The organism is Pontibacter anaerobius (assembly GCF_026241195.1).
GTDB classification, from domain to species: domain Bacteria; phylum Bacteroidota; class Bacteroidia; order Cytophagales; family Hymenobacteraceae; genus Pontibacter; species Pontibacter anaerobius.
The window spans coordinates 223,425-245,959 of record NZ_JAPFQO010000007.1; the positions used below are offsets into that span (position 1 = coordinate 223,425).

A 22,535-nucleotide genomic window follows, 5' to 3' on the forward strand; every position below is an offset into this window, starting at 1 on the left:
AACCCAAGTATAAGTGCTTTTGCAACAGAGCACGATGTTAATTAAAAGAATGCTATTATGGCTGAAGATAAAGAAGATAAAGGGAAGCTGAAAAACCAGCTCCCCGACAAGCGGGGATTCCGCGATTTGGATGAGGACACGGGGGATCAGGAAATGCGCGCCGGGCATATTATTCCGGGTGCTGACCCGCCTAAGAACGAGCACCAGCGTGGCGGCTTCGGTAACCGCGACGGCAAAGAGGGCTACGGCAGCGACACGGCTTCTGAGGGACCAAGCGCCACCGGCGTAAACGATTTTGCCGACGATGGCATACAGCCACCGGACAACATGCGCACCGAAGACGAGGGCCGCGGCACCTAAGCCCGTCAATAAAAAGTGTAACTGATTTATAAGTATGGCTGGCAAGTATAATGTTTGCCGGTCGTGAAGTTGAATTTAAAAAAGGAGGACATCATGCCATCATATAAGCACACACAGCCAAGCTCAGAAAACGAAGGAAGACCAACCGGACGCGGACAGGATAAGGCAGCGGGCGGCAAGCCTGTAGACCCAAACCAGACCCGCGCCGAGCACGAAGAGCTGAAGAAAAAACATACTGAAGGGCCAGACAAAGCGGCGGGCAAGAACACCATGACAAACAACCCTAACCGCAACACGAACAAACCCGATATTGATAACAACAAGTATAATTAAAATACCTAACATTGCTTAACCAGAGATAGCACCTGTACCACGGGTGCTATCTCTGTGTTATATTAGCGGGCCGCAAAGGCTGCGAAAAAACAGATGATATGCCTCGTTATGCCCTGACTGACATCCACGGCTGTGCCCGCACGTTTAAAGCTATGGTGCACGATCAGCTTCAGCTTACCCGAAACGACGAGTTATACTTGCTCGGCGACCTCGTGAACAAAGGCCCCGACTCCAAAGGAGTGATCGATTTTATACTTCATCTCCGGAAGCAGAACTACCAGGTACACTGCCTGCGCGGCAACCACGACCAAATGCTGCTGAAGTCCGTGAAAAAGGGGGAAAAAGCGCTTAACCTGACGCCAACCGAACAGGAGCTGGTGCTACAGAGTTTCGGCATCAACGGGTTTGAGCATCTGAACAAAAAGTATGTTGGCTTCCTGGATAGCCTCCCCTATTACCTCGAGCTGCCTGACTACTTCCTGGTGCACGCCGGGTTCGATTTTAAGCAAGACGATATCTTCTCTGACAAAGAGGCCATGCTCAATATCCGGGGATATACACCTGACTGGGAGCGCCTCGGTAATAAGAAGCTGCTGCACGGCCACACGCCCACGCCTTTGCATACCATCAAGAAAGCCGCCTCGCATAAAGAACAGAAGCTGAACCTGGACGCCGGCTGTGTCTACTATAAAAACGCCGCCTACGGCAACCTGGTGGCACTGGACATGGATACGCAGGAACTCTACATCCAACCCAACATAGATCGCCCATACCCGGTAGCACGGAAAAGCTAGCTTGGAAAGTATGAAATTGATATATGCACCTATATATAATAAAGAAGGGCAGCCCTGTAAAGCTGCCCTTCTTTAATGGTGTGGTTTATACTTCTATTACTGCGTGATCACCAGCTTGATGAACTTGCTGCCCTTAGAAGTAGAAAGCCTTCCGATATAGATGTTCTTGTTGCCGATGCTTCTGTTGATGTTGAAGGTCATCTCCTGGTTAGCTGCTACCTCGCCGTCGAAAAGCTTGGTAACTACCTTGCCGTTCATGTCCACGATATCCAGCACCACGTAGTCAGCTTCTTTCAGCTTCAGGGTGAGCTGGCCTCTGTCGTTGATCGGGTTAGGGTACAGTAGCAGTTCAGCCTCTGCTATTTCTTCTTCCTCTGTCGCGTCTTCCGCAGCAATCTCCTCTGTGTCGGCTACCTCTGGTGAGCTGTTGCTGCCAGTGCTGCAGTCGCCGAGCACATCGCCGTGTGCCAGGTGCGCCTGCACTGCCGCCGGGGCGATGCATATTGGCTTGCCTTTGTGGCAAACAGTCACCTTGTCCAGTTTCTTCTTGTTGCCGCAGCGCACGTCCACTACCTCCACTGTCACCTCATCAGTGCTGGTGCAGCCCGAGGCATCCGTTACGGTAAGCGTGTAGGTGGTGGTGGCGGTAGGGCAAACCTGGATGGAGGCTGTTGTTTCGCCTGTGCTCCAGCTATACGTATAAAATGCTGCGTTGCCGCCAGTGGCACTGGCTGTTAGGGTAGTGCAGTTATAATCCTTATAACCGAAAAAGACAGTTTTATCCTCTCCGGCATTAGCTGTTGGCGCGGTGTTAACCACTACAAACATGGTGGCGCTGCTGCTGCAGCCATTGGTGTTGGTGTAAGTATAAACCACCGCGTGCTTGCCTGGCCCCGCCAAAGTTGGATTGAAAAGGCCGTTCTCTACATAAGCGCTAGTGTAAACTCCTCCCGTAGGGCTGGCCCCGGACATCGTGAACGGCGCTGCGCCTTGGCATACGGTAATTACAGGCTCGCTAAAAATTATTTCGGGCAGCGCGGCGGCGGTAACAATTACCGTGGCAGATTGGCTCGTGCAACCTGTCGCGTCCTTTGCTACCGCGGTATAGGTGCCTGCACCCAGCCCGTTAAACAGATCCGATGCCTGGAAAGACTGTCCACCGTCCAGTGAGTAAGTATAAGGTGCCGTGCCGTGGTCAGCTTGCAGGTGAACCAGGCCATTAGAGTTCTCGCCACACGGCTGTTGCGCTATCGAAGCCGAGACCATAACGGCGCAGGCTTCGGTGGGAGATACCACCGAGATAGGCACAATCATCTGCGCAGAAAGGGGGATCAGGTTGTTGTCTGTTGCGGTGAACTGTACGTTGTAGCTCCCCAGGGCGTCCGGGGTCCAGGAAAAAGTGCCTCTGGCGATATTGCCGGTAGCGGTTTGCGTAAAGCTGGCGCCCTTCTCAAACACGGAGCTGCTAGCCTGTAGGCTTACGCTTTGCCCGGCTGCGTCTGTCGCCGTCACCTCAAAATTTAAAGTTTCCCCCAGGCTTACCACTTGCGGCTGCATCGGCGCAAACACAGGCGCATTGTTGTCGTCATCTAATACATTAAGTATAAAGTCGCGCAGCACAAAAGCGCCGGTAAACTGCCCGTCTATTTTCTCCCGAAGCTTTACGTTTACAAGCCAGAGGCCTTTCTGAGGGTTAGACCAGAGCACGGTGCCAGTGTTTGTCACGTCAAACCCCGTTTGCTTCATCAACTGATACAGGTTGTCGTTCACGCCGAAGGGTGTCTCCAGCGAATACTGTTGTTCGTGGCCCTCACTGTCCTCCATGCTCAGGCTGAAGTTAATGGGGGTGTCAATATCAAAGTTAAAGATAGGCACATCGTAAAACTGTGGCGAAGAGCTGGGGGCCTGCGGGTCGTAGTTAACCGCCGCAAACAAACCACTTTGCTCCGAGCCGAAGTTGGAGCCGTTTGCCCGGCAGCAGCTTTTCCAGGAAATCTGGTACAGGCCGGGCGTAGACCAAGTTACCCGCTGCTGCTGCACGTGCTCCATCGTCTTGCCATCCGGGAGCAGTGTTTTAGAAATGGTAAGTGAGGGGGTGTTAAGCCTCGGCGACCCTTCGTAAGTTGGATTGATATTTCCTACTGCGTCTTTATCCCAATACCCTTTGATCAGAATATCATACTGGCCATTGCCCAGATATTTATAGGTTATCTGCCCGCCTTTAAAATGCGATGCCATGACCATTGCGCTTGCCATACACAAGGCAAGAAGAGTAAAAATACTCCTGAGTCTCCATTTGTAACTATCCAAACTTCGGAATTGGACAGTTTTTCCTGAGAATTCTACACCACAGAATTCAGGACCTTTGAGTAGATTTTGTTTCATACAAATCTAAAATTTTAAAGTTAAGGACACTGATTTTTATTATTCCAATAAATAAAATAACTGTGAGGTGTGGTTGCTTCGGGTTAAATGTATTAAAAGTAATATATATAAGCAATAGCTAATATAGTAATTGCATGAAAATTGATTATGGAGGGTATAAATATGGGTTCAATTTTTTCAGGGCTATGATTTAAAGCTTTTGAGCTGGTGATCTATTAAGTATATACTTGTAACTTGTTGCTGTATCAATGTTTAGCAGAATTTTTGTGCGTTTCCGATCAGGCGTGATGTTATCCTTAAAGAGAAGATAGGTGGTAGAATTGTTCAATTTTGATTGTAACTTATAGAGGAATAAGATTATTTTTGTGGCCTGCTTCCTACAATTCTATAGTTATATAGAAATTTATAAAAAAATAATTTGCCAGTTGTGTTAGCTTTGCACTATATTTATTGCTGCATAACAGATGTGCTAAAAGAAAGAGCTTGTGGAGGTTAGGCAATGGCCTGTTCAGGTGCAAACGCTATTTGTACAACTTTAACTAAAAAAAGCATCGGATGCTTTCTATATAGTCATCGGTTAGTTTACTTTGTGAGTAAAACTGTGCAGTTACAAACTGTCTTTTATTAATGTTTAATTTTTTTATTGTTAGGCCATTTAATTTTTAGGCTATGTTTCAGACTTCTACCCTTTTTAAATTCTTTCTCAGGAAAAACGCAGCCAAGCTGTTGCTGCTGTTGCTCTGCTGCTTTGTCGGAGTGGTAGAGTCGTATGCGCAAATAGATAGCCGTTATATTATAGATCATGATGGTCCTTGGCAGAATGTGAATACTGCTAATCTAAAAGCTCTGAACCTTGGTACTGACTATACTACCACTGAACTAGGGGATGGAGTAAAGGGAGGTTCAGCGAAATTCCAGAATAGCGGAGGTACCTTGACTATAGAAACAATTGAAGCAATTGGACAAATTAGCTTCTTTTTGAAATCCAGTGGTTTTGGTACCTATACCAATAACCTCAAGGTGCAGGAATGGAATGGCACCGCATGGGTAACAATTAAAGATATATATACCCCTTCTACTGATATTAAAGGGACTAAATACTTTGCATATCCTTCAAGCACTGCCAGAAAAGTTCAGTTGATTTATTCGCAGCTTTCAGGGGGCAGTGCGATTGCCCTTGATAAATTGGTGGTTGAGAAAGAGGCTGAAATAAGCATCACGCAGGTTTCCGATGTTCCCAATGGTGGAACCTATTCTTTTGGCGGCTATGATATTGGCACTAGCAGCGGAGCTAAAACATTCACAATCGGCAATACAGGCTTAGGAACACTATACTTAACTGGGAGCCCTAAAATAGCAATTTCAGGAGCGCATAGTAGTGATTTCTCTATTAACCAAAATCTTACAACGAGTAGTATTGCGCCTGGAGGAAACACCAGCTTTGAGATCTCATTTAACCCGAGTGCCTCGGGTGTGAGAACTGCAACAATTAGTATTGCAAACAATGACGGAGATGAAGCGCCCTACACGTTTACACTCAATGGTACGGGGTTAGGTGCGCCTATCATCACTTCCTTCAGTCCCACTTCAGGCCCTGAAGGAACGTCTGTTACTATTTCAGGTCAGCTATTTACGGGTGCCACCTCAGTCTCCTTCAATGGCACCTCGGCAAGCTTTACGGTAGTGAGCGATACAGAGATAACTGCCATAGTTCCAGACGGGGCTCGCTCAGGCTTAATCTCAATAACTACGCCAGGAGGCACAGGAGTAAGTGCAGAACAGTTTACAGTGATACTGACGCCAGCTATAACTTCATTTGACCCTATGGCCGGGCCTGAAGGTTCATTAATTACAATAGCAGGTAAGTATTTTCTGGGCGCCACCTCAGTCTCCTTCAATGGCACCTCGGCAAGCTTTACGGTTGTAAGCGATACGGAGATAACAGCCACGGTTCCTAATGGTGCTACAACAGGTCTTATTGCAATAACAACTCCTGATGGTACAGCAATAAGTACGGAAGAATATACGGTGCTATATCCTCCTACCATCACAAGCTTTGATCCAACGCAAGGGCTTATTGGCACGACGGTGACCATCACAGGCACGCTTCTCCGAGATGCCAGCGCAGTTTATTTCAACGGCACGCCGGCCGATAACTTCCTTGCCACATCCGATACGGAGATACTGGTGGAGGTTCCTGCTGGCGCAACCACCGGCCCGATCACAGTTGAATCCCCTGGAGGTACGGCCACCAGTGCGGACCCTTTTGTAGTTCTTTTTGCACCTACCATTATAAGCTTTGACCCAATGCAGGGCCCAGTTGGCACAGTGGTTACTATCACAGGTACTTATCTCCAAGACGCCAGCGCAGTTTACTTCAACGGCACGCCGGCCAGCAACTTCCTGGCCACATCCGACACGGAGGTGATGGTTGAGGTTCCGGCAGGTGCAACCACCGGCCTGATCACGATTGATACGCCTGGCGGCACAGCCACCAGCGCGGACCCTTTCACAGTTTTTGCTCCGACAATCACGAGCTTCGACCCTACTCAAGGACCGATAGGCACGACAGTGACCATCACAGGCACACGTCTGATTGACGCCAGCGCGGTTTACTTCAACGGCACGCCGGCCAGCAACTTCCTTGCCACCTCAGATACAACTGTGATGGTGGATGTGCCGGTGGGCGCCACTACAGGCCTGATCACGATTGATACGCCAGAAGGCACGGCCACCAGCGCTAATCCATTTACAGTGCTGGTGCCGACGATTACCAGCTTCGACCCAACGCAGGGGCCGGTGGGTACGGTAGTGACTATCACGGGTATCCTTCTCCAAGATGCCAGCGCAGTTTACTTCAACGGCACGCCGGCCAGCAACTTCCTGGCCACATCCGATACGGAGGTGATGGTTGAGGTTCCGGCAGGTGCAACCACCGGCCTGATCACGATTGATACGCCTGGCGGCACAGCCACCAGCGCGGACCCTTTCACAGTTTTTGCTCCGACAATCACGAGCTTCGACCCTACTCAAGGACCGATAGGCACGACAGTGACCATCACAGGCACACGTCTGATTGACGCCAGCGCGGTTTACTTCAACGGCACGCCGGCCAGCAACTTCCTTGCCACCTCAGATACAACTGTGATGGTGGATGTGCCGGTGGGCGCCACTACAGGCCTCATTACGATTGAGACGCCAGAGGGGGTAGCCTCCAGCACCGAGAACTTCGTGGTTAGGAATCAGAAGATATTCTTGTCTGCAACTGAGATGGCTTTTGGAAGTGTGCAAGCAGGTGGAGAATATGTGAAAGAGTATCAGGTTTCAGCATCAGGCCTAGTCGATGGCGCTACTATACTGCTTAGTATGAACGGAAGCCCAGGTCTGTATACTATGTCTGAATCTCAGACAGATGGGTTTGCCAGAACGCTTGATATGACACATCTTATACAGGATAACTCACTTGAGCCAACGTATGTGTATGTGAAGTACTCGCCAATAGACGCGGGTACATATAATGCAACAATCGATCATACTACTGAAGATGCAGATGTTGAGGTGATGGCAATTAGCGGAACAGCAATTATCACCCCTCTCCCAGTAGAACTGATGTCCTTCAACGCGGCGCTGCATAACAACAACGTGCTGCTGACGTGGGTAACGGCTTCTGAGGAGAACAACTCACACTTCGAAGTAGAGATGTCGAACAACCCGAAGAATGGGTTTGAGAAGATAGGTCGCGTAGACAGCAAGGTGACAAACAGTGTACTAAGAACAGATTATGAGTTCACACACAAGTTGGGCAACGAAACAGGTACTATCTATTACCGCCTGAAGCAGGTTGATACCGACGGCACTACAGACTATAGCAAGGTGGTAGCTATTAACGTGAAATCACGTGTGGCACTGCAGCAACTGATGGTAGCCCCTAACCCTATCAACTACAACACGAAGGTGTTTGTGTCGGCAGAAGTAAGCGGCAAAGCGAACCTGGTGATGCACAGCATGACTGGCCAGAAAGTATACAACAATGTGGTAGAACTGCAGGCAGGCCAGAACGAGGTGCAGCTGCCGGTATACGACAAGCTAACCAAAGGTATGTACGTGCTGACAGTAGAACTGAACGGTCAGGTTTCTCAGATCAAAGTGATAAAAGAATAACAACACTAGCATAAGCTAAACTGCAAAGGCCCGGTGCAATAAGCGCCGGGCCTTTGTTTTTATACCTGTACAAATCTGGTGGCAGGAGGAGCCCCGTATATAAACTTCTGAAACATTGGTTTATTCCGGTGCATACTTTAATTTTGGGAGCTTACAAAACCTAACCAAAACTGATGCAAAAAGATACCGCTATATTTGACCTGATTGCGAAAGAAAAAGCGCGCCAGAAGCATGGCATAGAACTGATCGCCTCTGAAAACTTTGTTTCGGAGCAGGTGATGCAGGCCATGGGCAGCGTGATGACGAATAAGTATGCCGAAGGGCTGCCAGGCAAGCGCTATTATGGAGGCTGCGAGATTGTAGACCAGTCGGAGCAGCTGGCCATTGACCGTGCAAAAGAGCTGTTTGGCGTGGAGTGGGCAAACGTGCAGCCGCACTCTGGTGCGCAGGCAAACGCAGCGGTTATGCTGGCGGTGCTGCAGCCGGGTGATAAGATCCTGGGCTTCGACCTATCGCACGGCGGCCACCTGACGCATGGTTCTACCGTGAACTTCTCCGGAAAGCTGTACAACCCGACTTTTTATGGAGTAGAGCAGGAAACTGGTCTCATCGATTTTGATAAAGTAGTAGAGATAGCCCGCCGTGAACAGCCAAAGCTGATCATCTGCGGCGCTTCTGCCTACAGCCGCGACTGGGATTACAAGAAGCTGCGCCAGGCTGCCGACGAGGTAGGTGCCCTGCTGCTGGCTGATATCTCCCACCCTTCCGGCCTGATTGCACGCGGCCTGCTGAACAACCCGTTTGAGCACTGCCACATCGTGACCACCACTACCCACAAGACACTGCGCGGCCCTCGTGGCGGCATGATCATGATGGGCAAGGATTTCGAGAACCCATTCGGGTTAAAGACTCCGAAAGGCGAAACACGCATGATGTCGTCGGTGCTGGATGGTGCTGTGTTCCCTGGTACGCAGGGCGGCCCGCTGGAGCATGTGATCGCGGCCAAGGCTGTGGCATACTTTGAGGCGCTTTCTGACGATTACCTAGGTTATGTGAAGCAGGTGCAGCAAAACGCACAGGCAATGGCCAAAGCCTTTCTGCAGCGCGGCTACAACATCATTTCCGGTGGCACCGACAACCACATGATGCTGATCGACCTGCGCTCGAAAGGTATAACTGGCAAACTGGCTGAGAACACACTGGTTAAAGCTGACATCACCATCAACAAGAACATGGTGCCGTTCGATGATAAGTCGCCGTTCGTGACCTCGGGTATGCGTGTAGGCACGGCTGCCATCACAACACGTGGCCTGAAAGAGCAGGACATGGAGCGCATCGTGGAGTACATCGACCAGGTACTGATGAACCATGACAACGAGAGCAAGATCAGTAGTGTGCGTGGCGACATTAACAGCTGGATGCAGGAATACCCGCTGTTTGCATATTAATCGTAACAGAAAGTATAGGAGGAGCCGCTTTTGATGGATCAACCGTTTGTGGAGGAAGAAGAACCGCAGGAGATGTCCTTTGTGGACCACCTGGAGGAGTTAAGATGGCATATCATCAGGGCTCTGGGGTCTATCTTCGTGTTTGCGACCATTGCTTTTTTGGCGAAGAGCTTTGTGTTTCATGATATTATACTTGCACCCTCGCGCACTGACTTCCTGAGTTACCGCGTGATGTGCCAAGTGGGGCAGTACTTTGGCTCGGATGCACTATGCTTTGACGAGATGGGCTTTACCATACAGAGCAGGCAGATGAGCGGACAGTTTACCATGCACTTGCTGGTATCGGCGATTTTGGGTCTTGCCTGCGCCTTTCCGTATGCTTTCTGGGAGATCTGGCGGTTTGTAAGGCCGGGGCTTTACCCGCAGGAACGCAAAAACTCACAGGGTGCGGTGTTCTTCGTGTCTGTCCTTTTCGCACTGGGGCTGCTGTTCGGGTATTATGTAGTGTCGCCAATCTCGATCAACTTTTTGGCGGGATACCAGGTGGACCCAACCATTGTGAATGAGTTTGATTTGTCGTCCTACATCTCTACGCTCACCACGCTTTGTCTGGCCTGCGCCTTTATGTTCGAGATGCCGGTGATTGTGTTCTTTCTGACGAAAGCAGGACTGATTACGCCAGAAACAATGAAGCTTTACCGCCGCCACGCTTTGGTAATCATATTGGTGGTGGGCGCCATTATCACACCGCCGGATGTGGTAAGCCAGATACTCATCTCCATGCCGCTCATGCTGCTCTATGAGGCAAGTATCCATGTGTCGCAGAACATACGTAAAAAAGATTTGAAGCGACTTAACGAACAAAACTCAGAATCCTAATGGCACTTAAAATAGCAATTGGCGGCGATCATGCCGGTTATACGTACAAGAAAATGCTGAAGGAGGTGTTGGCCGAGCTTGGGCATGAGGTGCAGGACTTCGGGCCTGGCTCCGAGGCATCGGTAGACTACCCTGACCATGTGCACCCGCTGGCGAAGGCCGTGGTGAATAAGGAGGCTGATATGGGTATCCTGATCTGCGGAAGCGGCAACGGCGTGGCCATCACGGCAAACAAATACCAGGAGATACGCGCAGCGCTTTGCTGGCTGCCTGAGCTGGCGAAGCTGGCCCGGGAGCATAACGATGCCAATATTCTGTGCATACCGGCCAGGTTTGTTTCAGAGGAGGTGGCGAAAGAGATGGTGCGTATTTTCCTGAAAACTGACTTTGAAGGAGGTCGCCACCAGAACAGAGTAGACAAGATAGCTGCCTGCTGAGGAAGTATAAAGTATAAGTATAAAATGACAACAGCCACTCTTTTCAGAGTGGCTGTTGTCATTTTAGAGGGGATGCATTAGCATATTCTAGCCCCATCCACGGCAAAGGAGCAAGTATAAATACTGCCTTATTTTAACCTGTAAACCCCGGAGTGCTCTGTCTCCTCATACTTGCCGAAGATATCCGGAAGCTTGTAAGAGAGTTCCGGCATCAGCCCGGCTTTGTCTACCAGGTACTGGGGCATCTCATGCCTGAAGTTATTGTGCAGCTGAAATACCGCCTGGTATTCGCTTAAGTTGCCGAAATGGCGCTGCGCCAGCTCCCAGTTGAGGTAAGGCGTAACCGGCTTGTTCTGCATGTAGTAGCTGATGTCGCTGCCCAGCACCAGCACGGTGCTGTTTTGCATCGGTACCTGGGCCTGCTCCGGCAGCAGCAACGGGGACTCGTCCATCTGCAGCACCTGGTTAATGCCCAGCAGCAGCCGGTAGCGCAGCACCAGCACACTCGCCAGCATCACCAGGAAAACCGTGTTTAGGATCCAGCCCTTGCGGTTGGAAGTGAAGAAGAACTCCCCGAAGTATGCCACCGGCGGCAGCACGATCACAAAGGTCGCCACCGAGATTTCATCCCTGGTAAAGATGACCAGCAGGCTTGCTGTGAGCCACACCCACATGAGTTGCTGAAACTTAACCTGGAACACCAGGCGCTGCGGCAAGGAAGCGGCGCTAAGCAGCGACAACACAAGTATAAGCCCGGGGATGGTCATGAGCTTGGCCACGTCGGCAGGGGGGCGCAAGAAGGCTACCTTCAGGTGCCAGGGGCGTAGCAGGTGCAGCTCCAGAAACTCCTGGTTTGTGTTGGTGTACATGTAATAGGTCATCAGTACCGCATATGGGAAGGCAAAGCCGCAGAGCATGAGCATGCTGCTCCGAAAGGTGTTAGAGGCAAAGAAGATGACGGCAAAAATGCCCACCAGCAGGAACACAGCCAGCGGCAGAAAGCACATAGCCGCCAACCCCAGCATAAACCCGCCCACAAAAAGCCGGTTGTTGTCATACCCTTCGCGGGAGAGGGTGATGATGTAGGGCAGCGAAAGGATAAGGAAGGTATTGCCGATGAGCAGCGGCGTAAGCATGTTATACTCAAACGAGAGGCTGCCGATAACGAGGTAAAGCAGTGCCGGCAGGTAATTTTTGCTGGCGTAAACGTTATGGCGGTTCAGGATGCTGTTGAGCAGCAGCGCTTGGAGCAGAACAAGGGCCATGGCGGTGAGCCGGTACGCCAGGAAAGAGCGCCCTGCCACCACATCCAGCAGCCAGTAAACCAGGGCCGAGATGGGAGCCGTGTTATCGTATATTTCGCGGTACATGTTGTAGCCATCCGCCAGCCGCTCCCCCACCAGCATGTGCAGCAGCTCAGGCGCTGTGGGTTGGAAGCCAAGAAGTATAAGCGGCAGCTGTATCCCAATAAACAGCAAAATCAATAGGAAAAGGCGGGAAGGCAGTATGCTACGGAAGTAACTAATCAAGGAAAGACAGAGTTAGAAGAAACTATATTAGCGTATAAAAAGACACCCGGCAAAGTATAAAAGCTGCCTCGCGCACCATGCTAAAGCGCAAAGTGGTAGCCAGCACAGCAAGTGCCTTTGCCCCAGCGGCGTCTGCTTTAAGTGCCCGACTTGAAATGAGTAAGGCACTTTTGGGGTAAAAATGCGAAATTAATATGATATTTGCATCTTCGTATGGAAAGTAAAAGACAACAGAAATTCTCGCGCCTGATTCAGAAAGAGCTGGCGGACATCTTCCAGAGGGAGGTGCCGCACCTGTTCGGAGGTGCTTATATATCGGTAAGCGTGGTGCGCGTTTCGCCTGACCTGGGTGTGGCCAAAGTATACCTGAGCGTGATGATGGCCCAGAACAACGAGGCCGTGCTGCAGGAGGTGCGCATCAACGCCAAAACCATCCGTCACCAGCTGGCCCAGCGCATCAAGAACCAGGTGCGCATTATCCCGGAGCTCATCTTCTACCTGGATGACACGGCCGAGTATGCCGCCAAAATCGATAAATTGTTCGAAAATATTGACATCCCGCCGGCCAGTGAGGAGGACGAGGACGACGAAACATATCCTAACAAGTAGGCTTTTAGCCGCACATCACCCCTATGCAGTACGACCCTATTAAGCGGGTGCTTGGCGACGTGTTCAACAAGACACCGTTCCTGCGCCGCGTATTTTACAACCTGCTGGACCTGCTGTTGCTGCGTGCCTGGCACGTGCACAAAGAGCTGAATGCATGGGCTGACAACCGCCGTGGCGGGGAGCAGCACATTCTGGATGCCGGCTCCGGTTTTGGACAGTATACGTACAAGCTCTCCGGCATGAGCGGCAAGTGGCGCATACTTGCCGTGGACGTGAAGGAGGAGCAGGTATCGGACTGCAACCGCTTTATGCGCGCCATTGGCCGGCACAACGTGCTGTTCAAAATTGCCGATCTCGTGAAATTCCGGGAGCCCGAGAGCTACGACCTTATACTTTCGGTGGATGTGATGGAGCACATTCTGGAGGATGTGGAGGTGTTCCGCAACTTCCAGGCATCGTTGCGCCCGGGCGGCATGCTGCTTATCTCTACCCCATCAGACCAAGGCGGCTCCGATGTGCACGGCGACGATGAGACCTCGTTTATCGAGGAGCACGTGCGCGATGGCTACAACATCAGGGAGATTGAGGACAAACTGAAAATGGCCGGCTTTAGCAAAGTAGACGCGCGTTACTCGTACGGCAAGCCGGGGCAAATCTCCTGGCGCCTGTCCATGAAGTACCCACTGCTGATGCTGAATGTTTCCAAAATATTCTTTTTGCTGCTGCCGTTTTACTACCTAGTAACCTTCCCGGTAAGCCTGGTGCTGAACTGGCTGGACGTGAACGGCAAGCACCCCTCAGGCACCGGCCTGATCGTGAAAGCCTGGAAGTGATTTAATTGATAAATTGCTACATTGTTTAATTGTTAAACTCGAACAACGGATAACGATTAACAAATAACTAAATAAATGAACGTACCTTTTCTGATAGCGAAGCGATACTTTTTCTCTAGAAAGAAGAGGAACATCATCAGTATTATCTCCAACATTGCCATGATCGGGGTGGCAGTGGGCTCGGCGGCCCTGATTATCGTGCTGTCGGTGTTCAACGGCCTCGAGGACCTGATCCGTGAGATCTACTCCAGCTTTGACCCGGACCTGAAGATAACGGCGGTGGAGGGCAAATCCTTTGAGACGGACACGGAGTTCATGAACCGCATACGCCGCACACCGGGGGTGGCCGTGGTGTCGGAGGTGATAGAGGATAATGCCCTGTTGCGCTACAATGACCGCCAGATGGTGGTGAAGGTGAAGGGCGTGAGCGAGAACTTCTTTGAGCAGAACGACATAGACTCGTCTGTAGTGGAGGGTAGCAGCAATTTATACTTCAATAAGACCTACCGCGCCCTGGTAGGCCGGGGGGTGCAGTACCAACTGTCTATCCGGCCGGGCAACCAGTTTGTGCCGATGCAGTTCCTCTACCCGCGCAACGTAAAGTTTAACCCCCTTAACCCGGAGGGCTCCTTCAATAACATGAACATTCTGCCCGGCGGCATTTTTGCCATTGAGCGGCAGTATGACGACGCCTATGTGTTTGTGCCGCTGAACTTTGCCGAGGAACTGCTGGAGTATGGCCGGCGCCGTACCGCTCTCGAGATAAAAGTGGGCCGTGATTTCCGCATAGAGCAGGTAAAAAAGGAGCTACAGCAGCTGCTGGGCGATAGCTTTAAAGTGCAGAACTCCGATGAGCAGCATACGAGCCTGCTGCGCGCCGTAAAGGTAGAGAAGCTGTTTGTGTTCATCACCTTTGCGTTTATACTTGGCATCGCTTCCCTCAATATCTTTTTCTCGCTCTCCATGCTGGTCATCGATAAGAAGAAGGATATTGCCATACTTGCCTCCATGGGCGCCACTGCCAAAACTATCCGTAACATCTTCCTGATGGAAGGGGCGCTGGTAGCGTGCATCGGGGCGGCATACGGGCTTACGCTGGGCATGCTTATCTGCAACCTGCAGCAAACCTTCGGGCTGGTAAGTATGGGTATGGCCACCTCGGTGGTAGAGGCTTACCCGGTTAAAATGGAGATAGAGGACTTTGTGTTTACCGGGCTGGCGATCGTGATTATCACCCTGTTGGTGTCCATCAGGCCTGCCAACAAGGCCGCCGCCATGTCTGTTACCGAAAACATCTAAGTTCCTCCTCCCCTGCTGCAGTACAATCTTCATACTTCAGAAACATCTGAAGCCGGTTCCTGTTTAAACCTGGAATTTTAGGCAACCTCTCCAAAGTACAAGCCAAACGGTATGCTTTTGATAGGAAATGACCGCCTTTTCTGTTAAATTTGGAGTTCCCAAAATGTCTTTGGCATGAATGTTTATACCACGCAGCCTTTTCAGGTGGTCTACTCGCTCTTCGAGCACGAATACCTGGGTTACCTGTTTGAGTCATTTGTGGTACAGGTAAACTCCAAAGGGCAACTTACTCTGCAGCATCAGAACATCTCGGCAAAAAACGCGGATGAGTTTGCGTCGCGCCTTGATGCGGAGGATTTTAAGCTGATCCAACTCATAGACCAGATACAGCAGGACGCTGTGCTGAAGCGGTTTTCCCCGAAAAAGAAGCTCTCGCCCGCCGATTTCTTCCTGAAAGTATACGACCCCGAGAAGGGCGACAAGGCGCTGCAGGAAACCATCAGCCACTATGTGCAGGGCCACATGGGCAAGATTCTGGAGCTGCTGCGCCCCGGCAAGATGACCTTTATTATGGGCAAGGACGGGGAGCCGACCTGGCGAAAGATCCGCATTGCGCCGGAGCGTGCCACGGTGCTGTTCCATTTCAGGCGCAACCAAGATAATACCCACTATTTCCCGACGGTAAAGTATGGCGGCGAGAAGCTGGAGTTCCAATACAAAAATGCCACGCTGATCTGCCATGAACCTGCCTGGCTGATGCTGAACGACACCGTGTACAGCTTTGAAAAGAACGTGGATGGCAAGAAGCTGCAGCCTTTCCTGAATAAGAAGTTTATCGTGGTGCCACGCTCGGTGGAGGAAAACTACTACCAGAAGTTTGTGGCGCCGCTGGTGGAGCAGTTTGACGTGTACGCCAAAGGCTTCGACATACGGGCGGAGAAGTTTGTGCCCAGCCCATACCTGACCTTTTCGGAGATTGCCGCTGAAGCTCCTGCCGCTTTTGCCACCAGAAACGAGGCGCCTGCACAGGAAAGCGGAAAGATCCTCTTCGACCTCTCGTTTAAGTATGGCGACCACATGGTGGAGACGCGGGAGGCCAAGCGTGTTAGCGTGAGCGTGGAGAAAACCCCCGAGTCCTATGTGTTCCACAAGCTGATCCGAGATGTGAGCACCGAGAAGAAGTATGTGAAAGAGCTGAACAAGCGTGCGCTGGAGGTGAAGAACGGCTACGTGGTACTGGAGAAGAGCACGGCGTTTGCATGGCTCAACAGTAACCTGCAGGGGCTGGAGGAGATGGGCTTTAAGGTGCAGCAGAGCCGGGGCAACGGCAAGAACTACTTTATTGGCGAGATAACGCTGGATGTTGGCATCACGGAGAAGAACGACTGGTTCGATATTTACGGCACCGTGCGTTTTGGTGAGTTCACGATCCCGTTCATCAGGCTTAAAAACCACATCCTTACTAAAAATAACGAGTTTGTGCTGCCTAACGGGCAGGTTGCCATTATTCCGGATGAGTGGTTTACGCAGTACATAGAATTGTTTGCTTTTGCCGAGGGAGAGGAGCACCTGACGCTGAAGAAGCACCACATGGCGCTGGTAAACGACCTGCAGAACGGAAACCTGGCCACCGTTACCATGAGCCGAAAGCTTGAAAAGCTGCGCGAGTTCGATACTATTGAAGACCAGCCGCTGCCGGACGGATTTGTGGGTGAGTTGCGCCCTTACCAAAAAGCCGGCTACAATTGGCTGCATTTTGTCCAGAACTACAAGTTTGGGGGTTGCCTGGCCGATGACATGGGCTTGGGCAAAACCGTGCAAACGCTGGCCATGCTGCAGCACCGCAAGGAGAACGGGGCGGAGTCGGCCTCGCTGCTGGTTATGCCTACCTCGCTGGTGTACAACTGGATGAATGAGGCCCAGAAGTTTACGCCAAACCTGCGCATCCTCAACTATACCGGCACCTACCGCGACAAAAACGTGGAGCTGTTTTCGGACTACGACGTTATCCTGACTTCGTACGGCATCGTGCGCCTGGATGCGGACCTGCTGCAGAGCTATTATTTCGATTACATTATCCTGGACGAGTCGCAGGCCATCAAAAACCCAGACTCCAATACCTCGCGCTCGGTTAGGTCGCTCAAGTCGCGGCACAGGCTTATACTTACGGGCACACCGGTGGAGAACAGCACCATGGATTTGTGGTCGCAGATGTCGTTTATCAACCCGGGCCTGTTGGGCAACCAGCACTTCTTCCGCAACGAGTTCCTGAAGCCGATCGAGAAGGAGAAGGATGAGCAGAAAACCCGGCGGCTGCACGCGCTCATTAAGCCGTTTATACTTCGCAGGCACAAATCGCAGGTGGCCAAAGAGCTGCCGGCAAAGATAGAGCAGACCTCTTTCTGTAAAATGACCGAGGAGCAGGAGCATGCCTACGAGGAGACAAAATCATACTACCGCAACAAGATCCTGACGAGCCTGGAGGAGAACGGGCCGGGCAACACCCAATTTATGCTCTTGCAGGGCCTGACCAAGCTGCGGCAGATCGCTAACCACCCCCTGATGACGGACCCGGGCTACGAAGGTGAGTCTGGTAAGCTGAAAGAGGTGCTGCGGATGACGAAGAATATAGTAGGCAAAGGGCATAAGGTTCTTATATTCAGCCAGTTCGTGAAGCACCTCGAGATTATCCGTAAGGCACTTAACGAGAAGGAGATAAGCTATACTTACTTGGATGGCAACACCAAGAACCGCCAGGAGCAGGTAGAGCGTTTCCAGACAGACGAGAGCATACAGGTGTTCCTGATCTCACTGAAAGCCGGGGGCGTGGGCCTGAACCTGACAGCCGCCGACTACGTGTTCATACTTGACCCCTGGTGGAACCCGGCAGTGGAGGCCCAGGCCGTGGACCGCGCGCACCGCATCGGGCAGCAGAACACGGTGTTCACCTACAAGTTCATCACGAAGGATACCGTAGAGGAGAAGATACTGGCGCTGCAGAATCGTAAGATCCAGCTCGTTACCGACCTCATCAGCACAGACGAAACCGTTATCAAGAGCCTCACCAAAGAGGATATCGATAGCCTTTTGAGCTAAGAACGAATTGTTGATCAGCGCCAGGTTTAAAGTATAAAAAGCCGCTGCAAGTATGCTTGCAGCGGCTTTTTTGTTTAGGTAAGTATAACTTTTGGTTTGGGAGGAGGTTTAAAGAATAAGTAAGAACTCCCCTCCCTTGACTTTGTCGAGAGGCCCAACCCCCAGAAGGGTAAGGGTGGACGGATCCGGGACTACCGCTAATGACATTTTAACCATTCAACAATCTATCAATCAACGCATGCGGCTCCACCTCAAAACCGATGTTGCTCAGGACTACCTGGTGGTGTTTAATGCCTTCGACGAACGGCTGTTCAGGAAGCTGTCGCCGCCCTACCCCAGGCTGAGGCTGCTGCGGTTTGACGGCTCCGAGCCCGGCGATGTGGTGGAGGTAGAGCTGCAGACGGGCGTAAAATCTTTCCGCTGGACCAGCCTGATCACGGATAGAAGTATAACCGGCACCGGGGCATACTTTGTGGATGAGGGCCAGGAACTGCCCCCGCCCCTGCGGTTGTGGCAACACAAACACCTGGTCACCAAAAAAGGCAGCGACGCCACCATCCACGACATTATCACCTACAGCACAGGCTATAAACTGCTGGACCTGCTGCTCTACCCGCTCATGCTGGTGCAGTTTGGCATGCGAGGGCCTGTATACAAAAAGGAGTTCGGGAAAGTATAAAACCTTTCCGCTGGGCTGGTAGTTAAGCACGAAAAGTATAAAACCGTATATTAGGGTATGAGGAAAGCAGCCGTTATCGGGGCAGGGATAGGAGGCATTGCCACAGCCGTGCGTCTGGCCGTAAAGGGCTATGAGGTAACGGTGCTGGAGGCCAACCCTACCTTTGGCGGTAAGATGCACGAATTCTGGCTGGGCGGCTATCGGTTCGATGCCGGCCCCTCGCTGTTTACGCTGCCGCACCTCGTGGACGAGCTGTTCACGCTGGCCGGGCGCACGCCCTCCGACTACTTTCGCTACACCCGCCTCGACCCGATAACGCACTATTTCTGGCCCGACGGAAGCCACGTGAAAGCCTATTCCGACGCCGGAAGGTTTGCGCAGGAGGCCGAGCAGCAGCTGGGCGTGCCGAAGCAGGCGGTGCAGGAGGCGCTGGCCAAAAGCAGCAGGCTCTACAAAGGCACTGCAGACACGTTTCTGCGGAAGTCGCTGCATAAACTGGATACGTACCTGAGCCCGGATGTGCTGAAGGCGCTCAGTTGCCTCTCAGACCTTGGCCTGTCCACCACCATGCATGAGGCCAACGCCAGCCAGTTCTCCGACCCGCGCTTTGTGCAGCTGCTCGACAGGTTTGCCACCTATAACGGCTCTGACCCGTATCAGGCCCCTGGCACCCTCAACATCATTCCGCACCTCGAGCACAACATCGGCGCTTTTTACCCGGAAGGCGGCATCTATGCCATCGCGGCGAGTTTGGTGAAACTGGCTGAGAAATTGGGCGTTGCGTTTAAGTATAATGAGCAGGTAGAGCGCATCATCACTGAAAATAACAAAGCCACAGGCGTAGAAACCAGCAGCGGCAAGTATAAAGCCGATGTGGTGGTGAGCAATATGGATGTGGTGCCAACCTACCGCAGACTCCTCCCCGATCAGCCGGCACCGGAGAAAACATTGCAGCAGCCGCGTTCCAGCTCCGCACTCATCTTTTACTGGGGCATTAAGAGGGAGTTCCCGCAGTTGCACGTGCACAATATCTTCTTCAGCCAGGATTATAAAACGGAGTTCGAGCATATCTTCAAGTATAAAACCGTCAGCCAAGACCCGACCGTGTACATCAACATCACTTCCAAGGCAGACCCGCAGGATGCGCCCGCAGGCAGTGAGAACTGGTTTGTGATGGTGAACGTGCCGCACAACCAGGGGCAGGACTGGCAGCAGTTAACAACAAATACCCGGCAGGCGGTGCTGCAAAAGTTAAGCAACATGCTGGGTGTAAGTATAGAGCCGCTTATCCAGGAAGAGCAGGTGCTGGACCCGCTGCTGATCGAAGGTCGCACCTCGTCGTTTGGCGGGGCCTTGTACGGCAGCAGCTCCAACAACCGCATGGCCGCTTTCCTGCGCCACCCTAACTTCAGCTCCAGGCTCAAAGGCTTGTACTTTTGCGGCGGCAGCGTGCACCCCGGTGGTGGCATTCCGCTGTGCCTGCTCTCGGCCAAAATCGTGGGCGAGCTGGTGCCAGCCGTTGCCCCCTTACCTGCTAAACCCCGTAAACGCCATGCCTGACGCCAAAGCCGCCCCTACGCTGGCACCTGTTGCCACCAAGTATAAAAAGTATGCGCTGCCGGTGGCCGTGGCCATACTTGTCATCTTCCATGCGGTAGGTTTCTGGGGCTTGCTGTTCAGCGGCAGGCCGGAGTATTTCCAGCGGCTAACCCCCATGAACCTGCTGCTCACCAACACGCTACTGCTTGCCTTCCACCGCCGCTGGAGCACGACGTTTATACTTTTTGCCGCAGTGGTGTTCTCCGTTGGGTTTTTCTCAGAGGTGGTGGGGGTGCATACGGGGCTGCTGTTCGGGGACTATGCTTATGGCGCCGCGCTGGGCTTTAAAATATGGAGCGTGCCCGTTCTCATTGGCCTGAACTGGCTGATGCTGGTGTACAGCGCCGGCCATATCAGCAATCTTACGCGCCTGCCCTGGCCAGCCAAGGCTATACTTGGCGCCCTGCTCATGGTACTGCTCGACTACTTTATTGAGCCCGTGGCCATGGCTTTTGACTTTTGGAGCTGGCAGGGTGGTCACATCCCGCTTTCCAACTACGTGGGTTGGTTTGTGGTGGCGCTGGGGCTGCAGGTATACTTTCAGCGGGCAGCCATTGCTAAAGAAAACAGGCTGGCGCCTTATATCTACCTGGTGCAACTCCTTTTTTTCGTGGGCATCCTCAGCTTGCTGTAGCGATATAAGTTGCGCATAACATCAAAAAAATACTTACTTTTGAAGAAGGTGGAGTTTGCTACCGAGCGGCTAGCCTGTCCATTCAGGCTTACACAGGCAGGGCAGCGCCCCTGGTGCAGAAAACAGAGTTATACAGATGGTTTTACCGGAAACGATTTTAGGTCAGATTCTTCAGATATTCAGAAGCGAGGGGATAGAGCGGCATTCTGAGGGTGAGCTGATAGAGCGGTTGGGGATAGATGAAGATGACTACAACGCGTTGTTTACCAGCAAGGCAGACATGGTGCAGAAGGTGATACGCTATGACCTGGAACTAAGCGAGCAGCGCGACAAGGAACTGCTGCAGCATGCCGAGAATCCGGTGGAGGAGATATTCCTGCTGCTGCTAAACGGCATCAAAGAACTGCGATCCATCAGCCCGGCTTATATCATAGACATGCAGCAGTACTACCCGCAGGTGTGGCAAATGTGTCTGGATCATCTTAACTCCTATAACCACGACCTGAACTACACGGTGATAAATAAAGGCGTGGTGCAGGGCTACTTCCGGAAGGATATTAACCTGCAGCTGGTTACTAAGATCATCCTGGAGCAGTTTAACATGATCATCAACCCTGTTGTTTTCCCGCCTGACCGCTACGATATGGGCGAGGTGTTCCGGAGTGTGTACCTATACTATGTGCGCGGCCTGTGCACCGACCAGGGCAGCAGGCTGGCAGAAAATTACTTCTCCAGAAACAATATTTAAGAAGCTGATACAAAGTAAAAGCGCTGCTGCCGAAGTATAAACTTTGGCAGCAGCGCTTTTTTATGGATTTGTGTACCGGTGTTAGCTGATGGACACGCGAACCTTCTGCGTATAAGAGCGCAGGGCGGTTTTAAAATCGGTGCCGTTGTCTTCCATCTCGTTCAGGATCCAGACGGCGGCCAATACGTGCGTCAGCTGCTCACCCTCGTCGTCGCCGTCTACTTCAATGGCAGGCTGCTGCTCCTCCACAATGGCGGCCTCGGCGGCCATCAACTCCTCCAGTTTGTGGTTCTCAACCAGTTTCTTTATAGCAGGTATCTTCATGTTTATACTTACACGTCTAGTTTATGGATCAGTTCACGAACGGCCTCTTCTTTGCTGGCAGCCACAGAGTCTACCAGTTGGCCGTTTTTGAAAATAGCGAAGGTAGGCAGGTTGGTAACGTTGGCCATTTTGCGCGCCTCCGGGCTTGTCTCGGCGTTCACGTCCACGAAAGCCACGTTCGTGAAAGCCTCGTCGTCAGACATACGCTTGAACTTAGGCGAGAACAGGCGGCAGCTGCCACACCAGTCGGCATAGTATTTCACCACCACTTTCTGGTTTGAGTTCAGTACTTCGTTAAAATCGTTGTCAGTTGCTACAATAACAGCCATATTTCTTCTTTTTGTGATTTACTTGATTAAACTCTATCACTATTTAACTCAAGTCAAAA

General features: G+C 51.8%; 19 protein-coding genes. 15 read left to right on the forward strand and 4 right to left on the reverse strand.

Translation table 11 applies throughout. From position 1 onward, the window contains the following. Positions 1-57: 57 nt before the first annotated feature. The 3 genes from OO017_RS11675 to OO017_RS11685 all read left to right on the forward strand — a co-directional run bounded on the left by OO017_RS11675 (position 58) and on the right by OO017_RS11685 (position 1,487). Positions 58-360 (forward strand): hypothetical protein, encoded by a 303-nt coding sequence (locus tag OO017_RS11675; RefSeq protein WP_266052673.1) that lies wholly within the window; start codon positions 58-60, stop codon positions 358-360. Between the two features lie 93 nt (positions 361-453). Next, positions 454-693, forward strand: a complete 240-nt coding sequence (locus OO017_RS11680; RefSeq protein WP_266052674.1) for a hypothetical protein — start codon at positions 454-456, stop codon at positions 691-693. Positions 694-791: 98 nt separating this feature from the next. Further along, a complete protein-coding gene (locus OO017_RS11685; protein ID WP_266052675.1) occupies positions 792-1,487 on the forward strand; it encodes a metallophosphoesterase family protein in 696 nt (231 codons plus the stop codon). 96 nt (positions 1,488-1,583) lie between these two features. Here the strand turns inward: OO017_RS11685 and OO017_RS11690 are convergent, their stop codons facing one another. Then, the gene (locus OO017_RS11690; RefSeq protein ID WP_266052676.1) at positions 1,584-3,725 is read right to left on the reverse strand and encodes a T9SS type A sorting domain-containing protein; all 2,142 of its coding nucleotides are present in this window, start codon (positions 3,723-3,725) and stop codon (positions 1,584-1,586) included. A gap of 816 nt (positions 3,726-4,541) precedes the next feature. On the opposite strand from OO017_RS11690, the gene OO017_RS11695 reads away from it, so the two are divergent. From OO017_RS11695 to rpiB, 4 genes are all read left to right on the forward strand, one after another. Beyond that, positions 4,542-8,033, forward strand: a complete 3,492-nt coding sequence (locus tag OO017_RS11695) for an IPT/TIG domain-containing protein (RefSeq protein ID WP_266052677.1) — start codon at positions 4,542-4,544, stop codon at positions 8,031-8,033. A gap of 173 nt (positions 8,034-8,206) precedes the next feature. Continuing rightward, positions 8,207-9,481, forward strand: a complete 1,275-nt coding sequence (glyA, locus tag OO017_RS11700) for a serine hydroxymethyltransferase (RefSeq protein WP_266052678.1) — start codon at positions 8,207-8,209, stop codon at positions 9,479-9,481. A 33-nt stretch (positions 9,482-9,514) separates the two neighbouring features. Then, positions 9,515-10,360 carry a twin-arginine translocase subunit TatC gene (tatC, locus tag OO017_RS11705; RefSeq protein WP_266052679.1) on the forward strand — a complete coding sequence of 282 codons (846 nt, stop codon included), beginning with the start codon at positions 9,515-9,517 and terminating at the stop codon, positions 10,358-10,360. Continuing rightward, complete coding sequence (rpiB, locus tag OO017_RS11710) at positions 10,360-10,797, forward strand: ribose 5-phosphate isomerase B (protein WP_266052680.1); 438 nt, start codon at positions 10,360-10,362, stop codon at positions 10,795-10,797. Before tatC ends, rpiB begins: the two co-directional genes overlap by 1 nt. 128 nt (positions 10,798-10,925) lie before the next feature. On the opposite strand, the gene OO017_RS11715 is transcribed toward rpiB, so the two are convergent. Beyond that, positions 10,926-12,281 carry a hypothetical protein gene (locus OO017_RS11715; RefSeq protein ID WP_266052681.1) on the reverse strand — a complete coding sequence of 452 codons (1,356 nt, stop codon included), beginning with the start codon at positions 12,279-12,281 and terminating at the stop codon, positions 10,926-10,928. Between the two features lie 258 nt (positions 12,282-12,539). Between OO017_RS11715 and rbfA the strand changes: the two genes are divergently transcribed. The 8 genes from rbfA to OO017_RS11755 all read left to right on the forward strand — a co-directional run bounded on the left by rbfA (position 12,540) and on the right by OO017_RS11755 (position 21,823). Beyond that, positions 12,540-12,935 carry a 30S ribosome-binding factor RbfA gene (gene rbfA / locus OO017_RS11720; protein ID WP_266052682.1) on the forward strand — a complete coding sequence of 132 codons (396 nt, stop codon included), beginning with the start codon at positions 12,540-12,542 and terminating at the stop codon, positions 12,933-12,935. Between the two features lie 23 nt (positions 12,936-12,958). Next, on the forward strand, positions 12,959-13,768 hold the full coding sequence (locus tag OO017_RS11725; protein ID WP_266052683.1) for a class I SAM-dependent methyltransferase: 810 nt from the start codon (positions 12,959-12,961) through the stop codon (positions 13,766-13,768). 75 nt (positions 13,769-13,843) lie between these two features. Further along, positions 13,844-15,067, forward strand: coding sequence for an ABC transporter permease (locus tag OO017_RS11730; RefSeq protein ID WP_266052684.1), 1,224 nt, complete (start codon positions 13,844-13,846; stop codon positions 15,065-15,067). Between the two features lie 174 nt (positions 15,068-15,241). Beyond that, the gene (locus OO017_RS11735) at positions 15,242-18,163 is read left to right on the forward strand and encodes a DEAD/DEAH box helicase (protein WP_266052685.1); all 2,922 of its coding nucleotides are present in this window, start codon (positions 15,242-15,244) and stop codon (positions 18,161-18,163) included. Between the two features lie 238 nt (positions 18,164-18,401). Continuing rightward, the gene (locus OO017_RS11740; RefSeq protein ID WP_266052686.1) at positions 18,402-18,842 is read left to right on the forward strand and encodes an SRPBCC family protein; all 441 of its coding nucleotides are present in this window, start codon (positions 18,402-18,404) and stop codon (positions 18,840-18,842) included. Between the two features lie 57 nt (positions 18,843-18,899). After that, positions 18,900-20,402 carry a 1-hydroxycarotenoid 3,4-desaturase CrtD gene (crtD, locus tag OO017_RS11745; RefSeq protein ID WP_266052687.1) on the forward strand — a complete coding sequence of 501 codons (1,503 nt, stop codon included), beginning with the start codon at positions 18,900-18,902 and terminating at the stop codon, positions 20,400-20,402. Further along, positions 20,395-21,075, forward strand: a complete 681-nt coding sequence (locus tag OO017_RS11750) for a carotenoid biosynthesis protein (protein WP_266052688.1) — start codon at positions 20,395-20,397, stop codon at positions 21,073-21,075. Before crtD ends, OO017_RS11750 begins: the two co-directional genes overlap by 8 nt. 136 nt (positions 21,076-21,211) lie before the next feature. Continuing rightward, positions 21,212-21,823, forward strand: coding sequence for a TetR/AcrR family transcriptional regulator (locus OO017_RS11755; protein ID WP_266052689.1), 612 nt, complete (start codon positions 21,212-21,214; stop codon positions 21,821-21,823). Between the two features lie 81 nt (positions 21,824-21,904). Here the strand turns inward: OO017_RS11755 and OO017_RS11760 are convergent, their stop codons facing one another. Beyond that, positions 21,905-22,147 carry a DUF6952 family protein gene (locus OO017_RS11760; RefSeq protein ID WP_266052690.1) on the reverse strand — a complete coding sequence of 81 codons (243 nt, stop codon included), beginning with the start codon at positions 22,145-22,147 and terminating at the stop codon, positions 21,905-21,907. A gap of 8 nt (positions 22,148-22,155) precedes the next feature. Further along, a complete protein-coding gene (locus OO017_RS11765; protein WP_266052691.1) occupies positions 22,156-22,476 on the reverse strand; it encodes a thioredoxin family protein in 321 nt (106 codons plus the stop codon). Positions 22,477-22,535 lie beyond the last annotated feature (59 nt).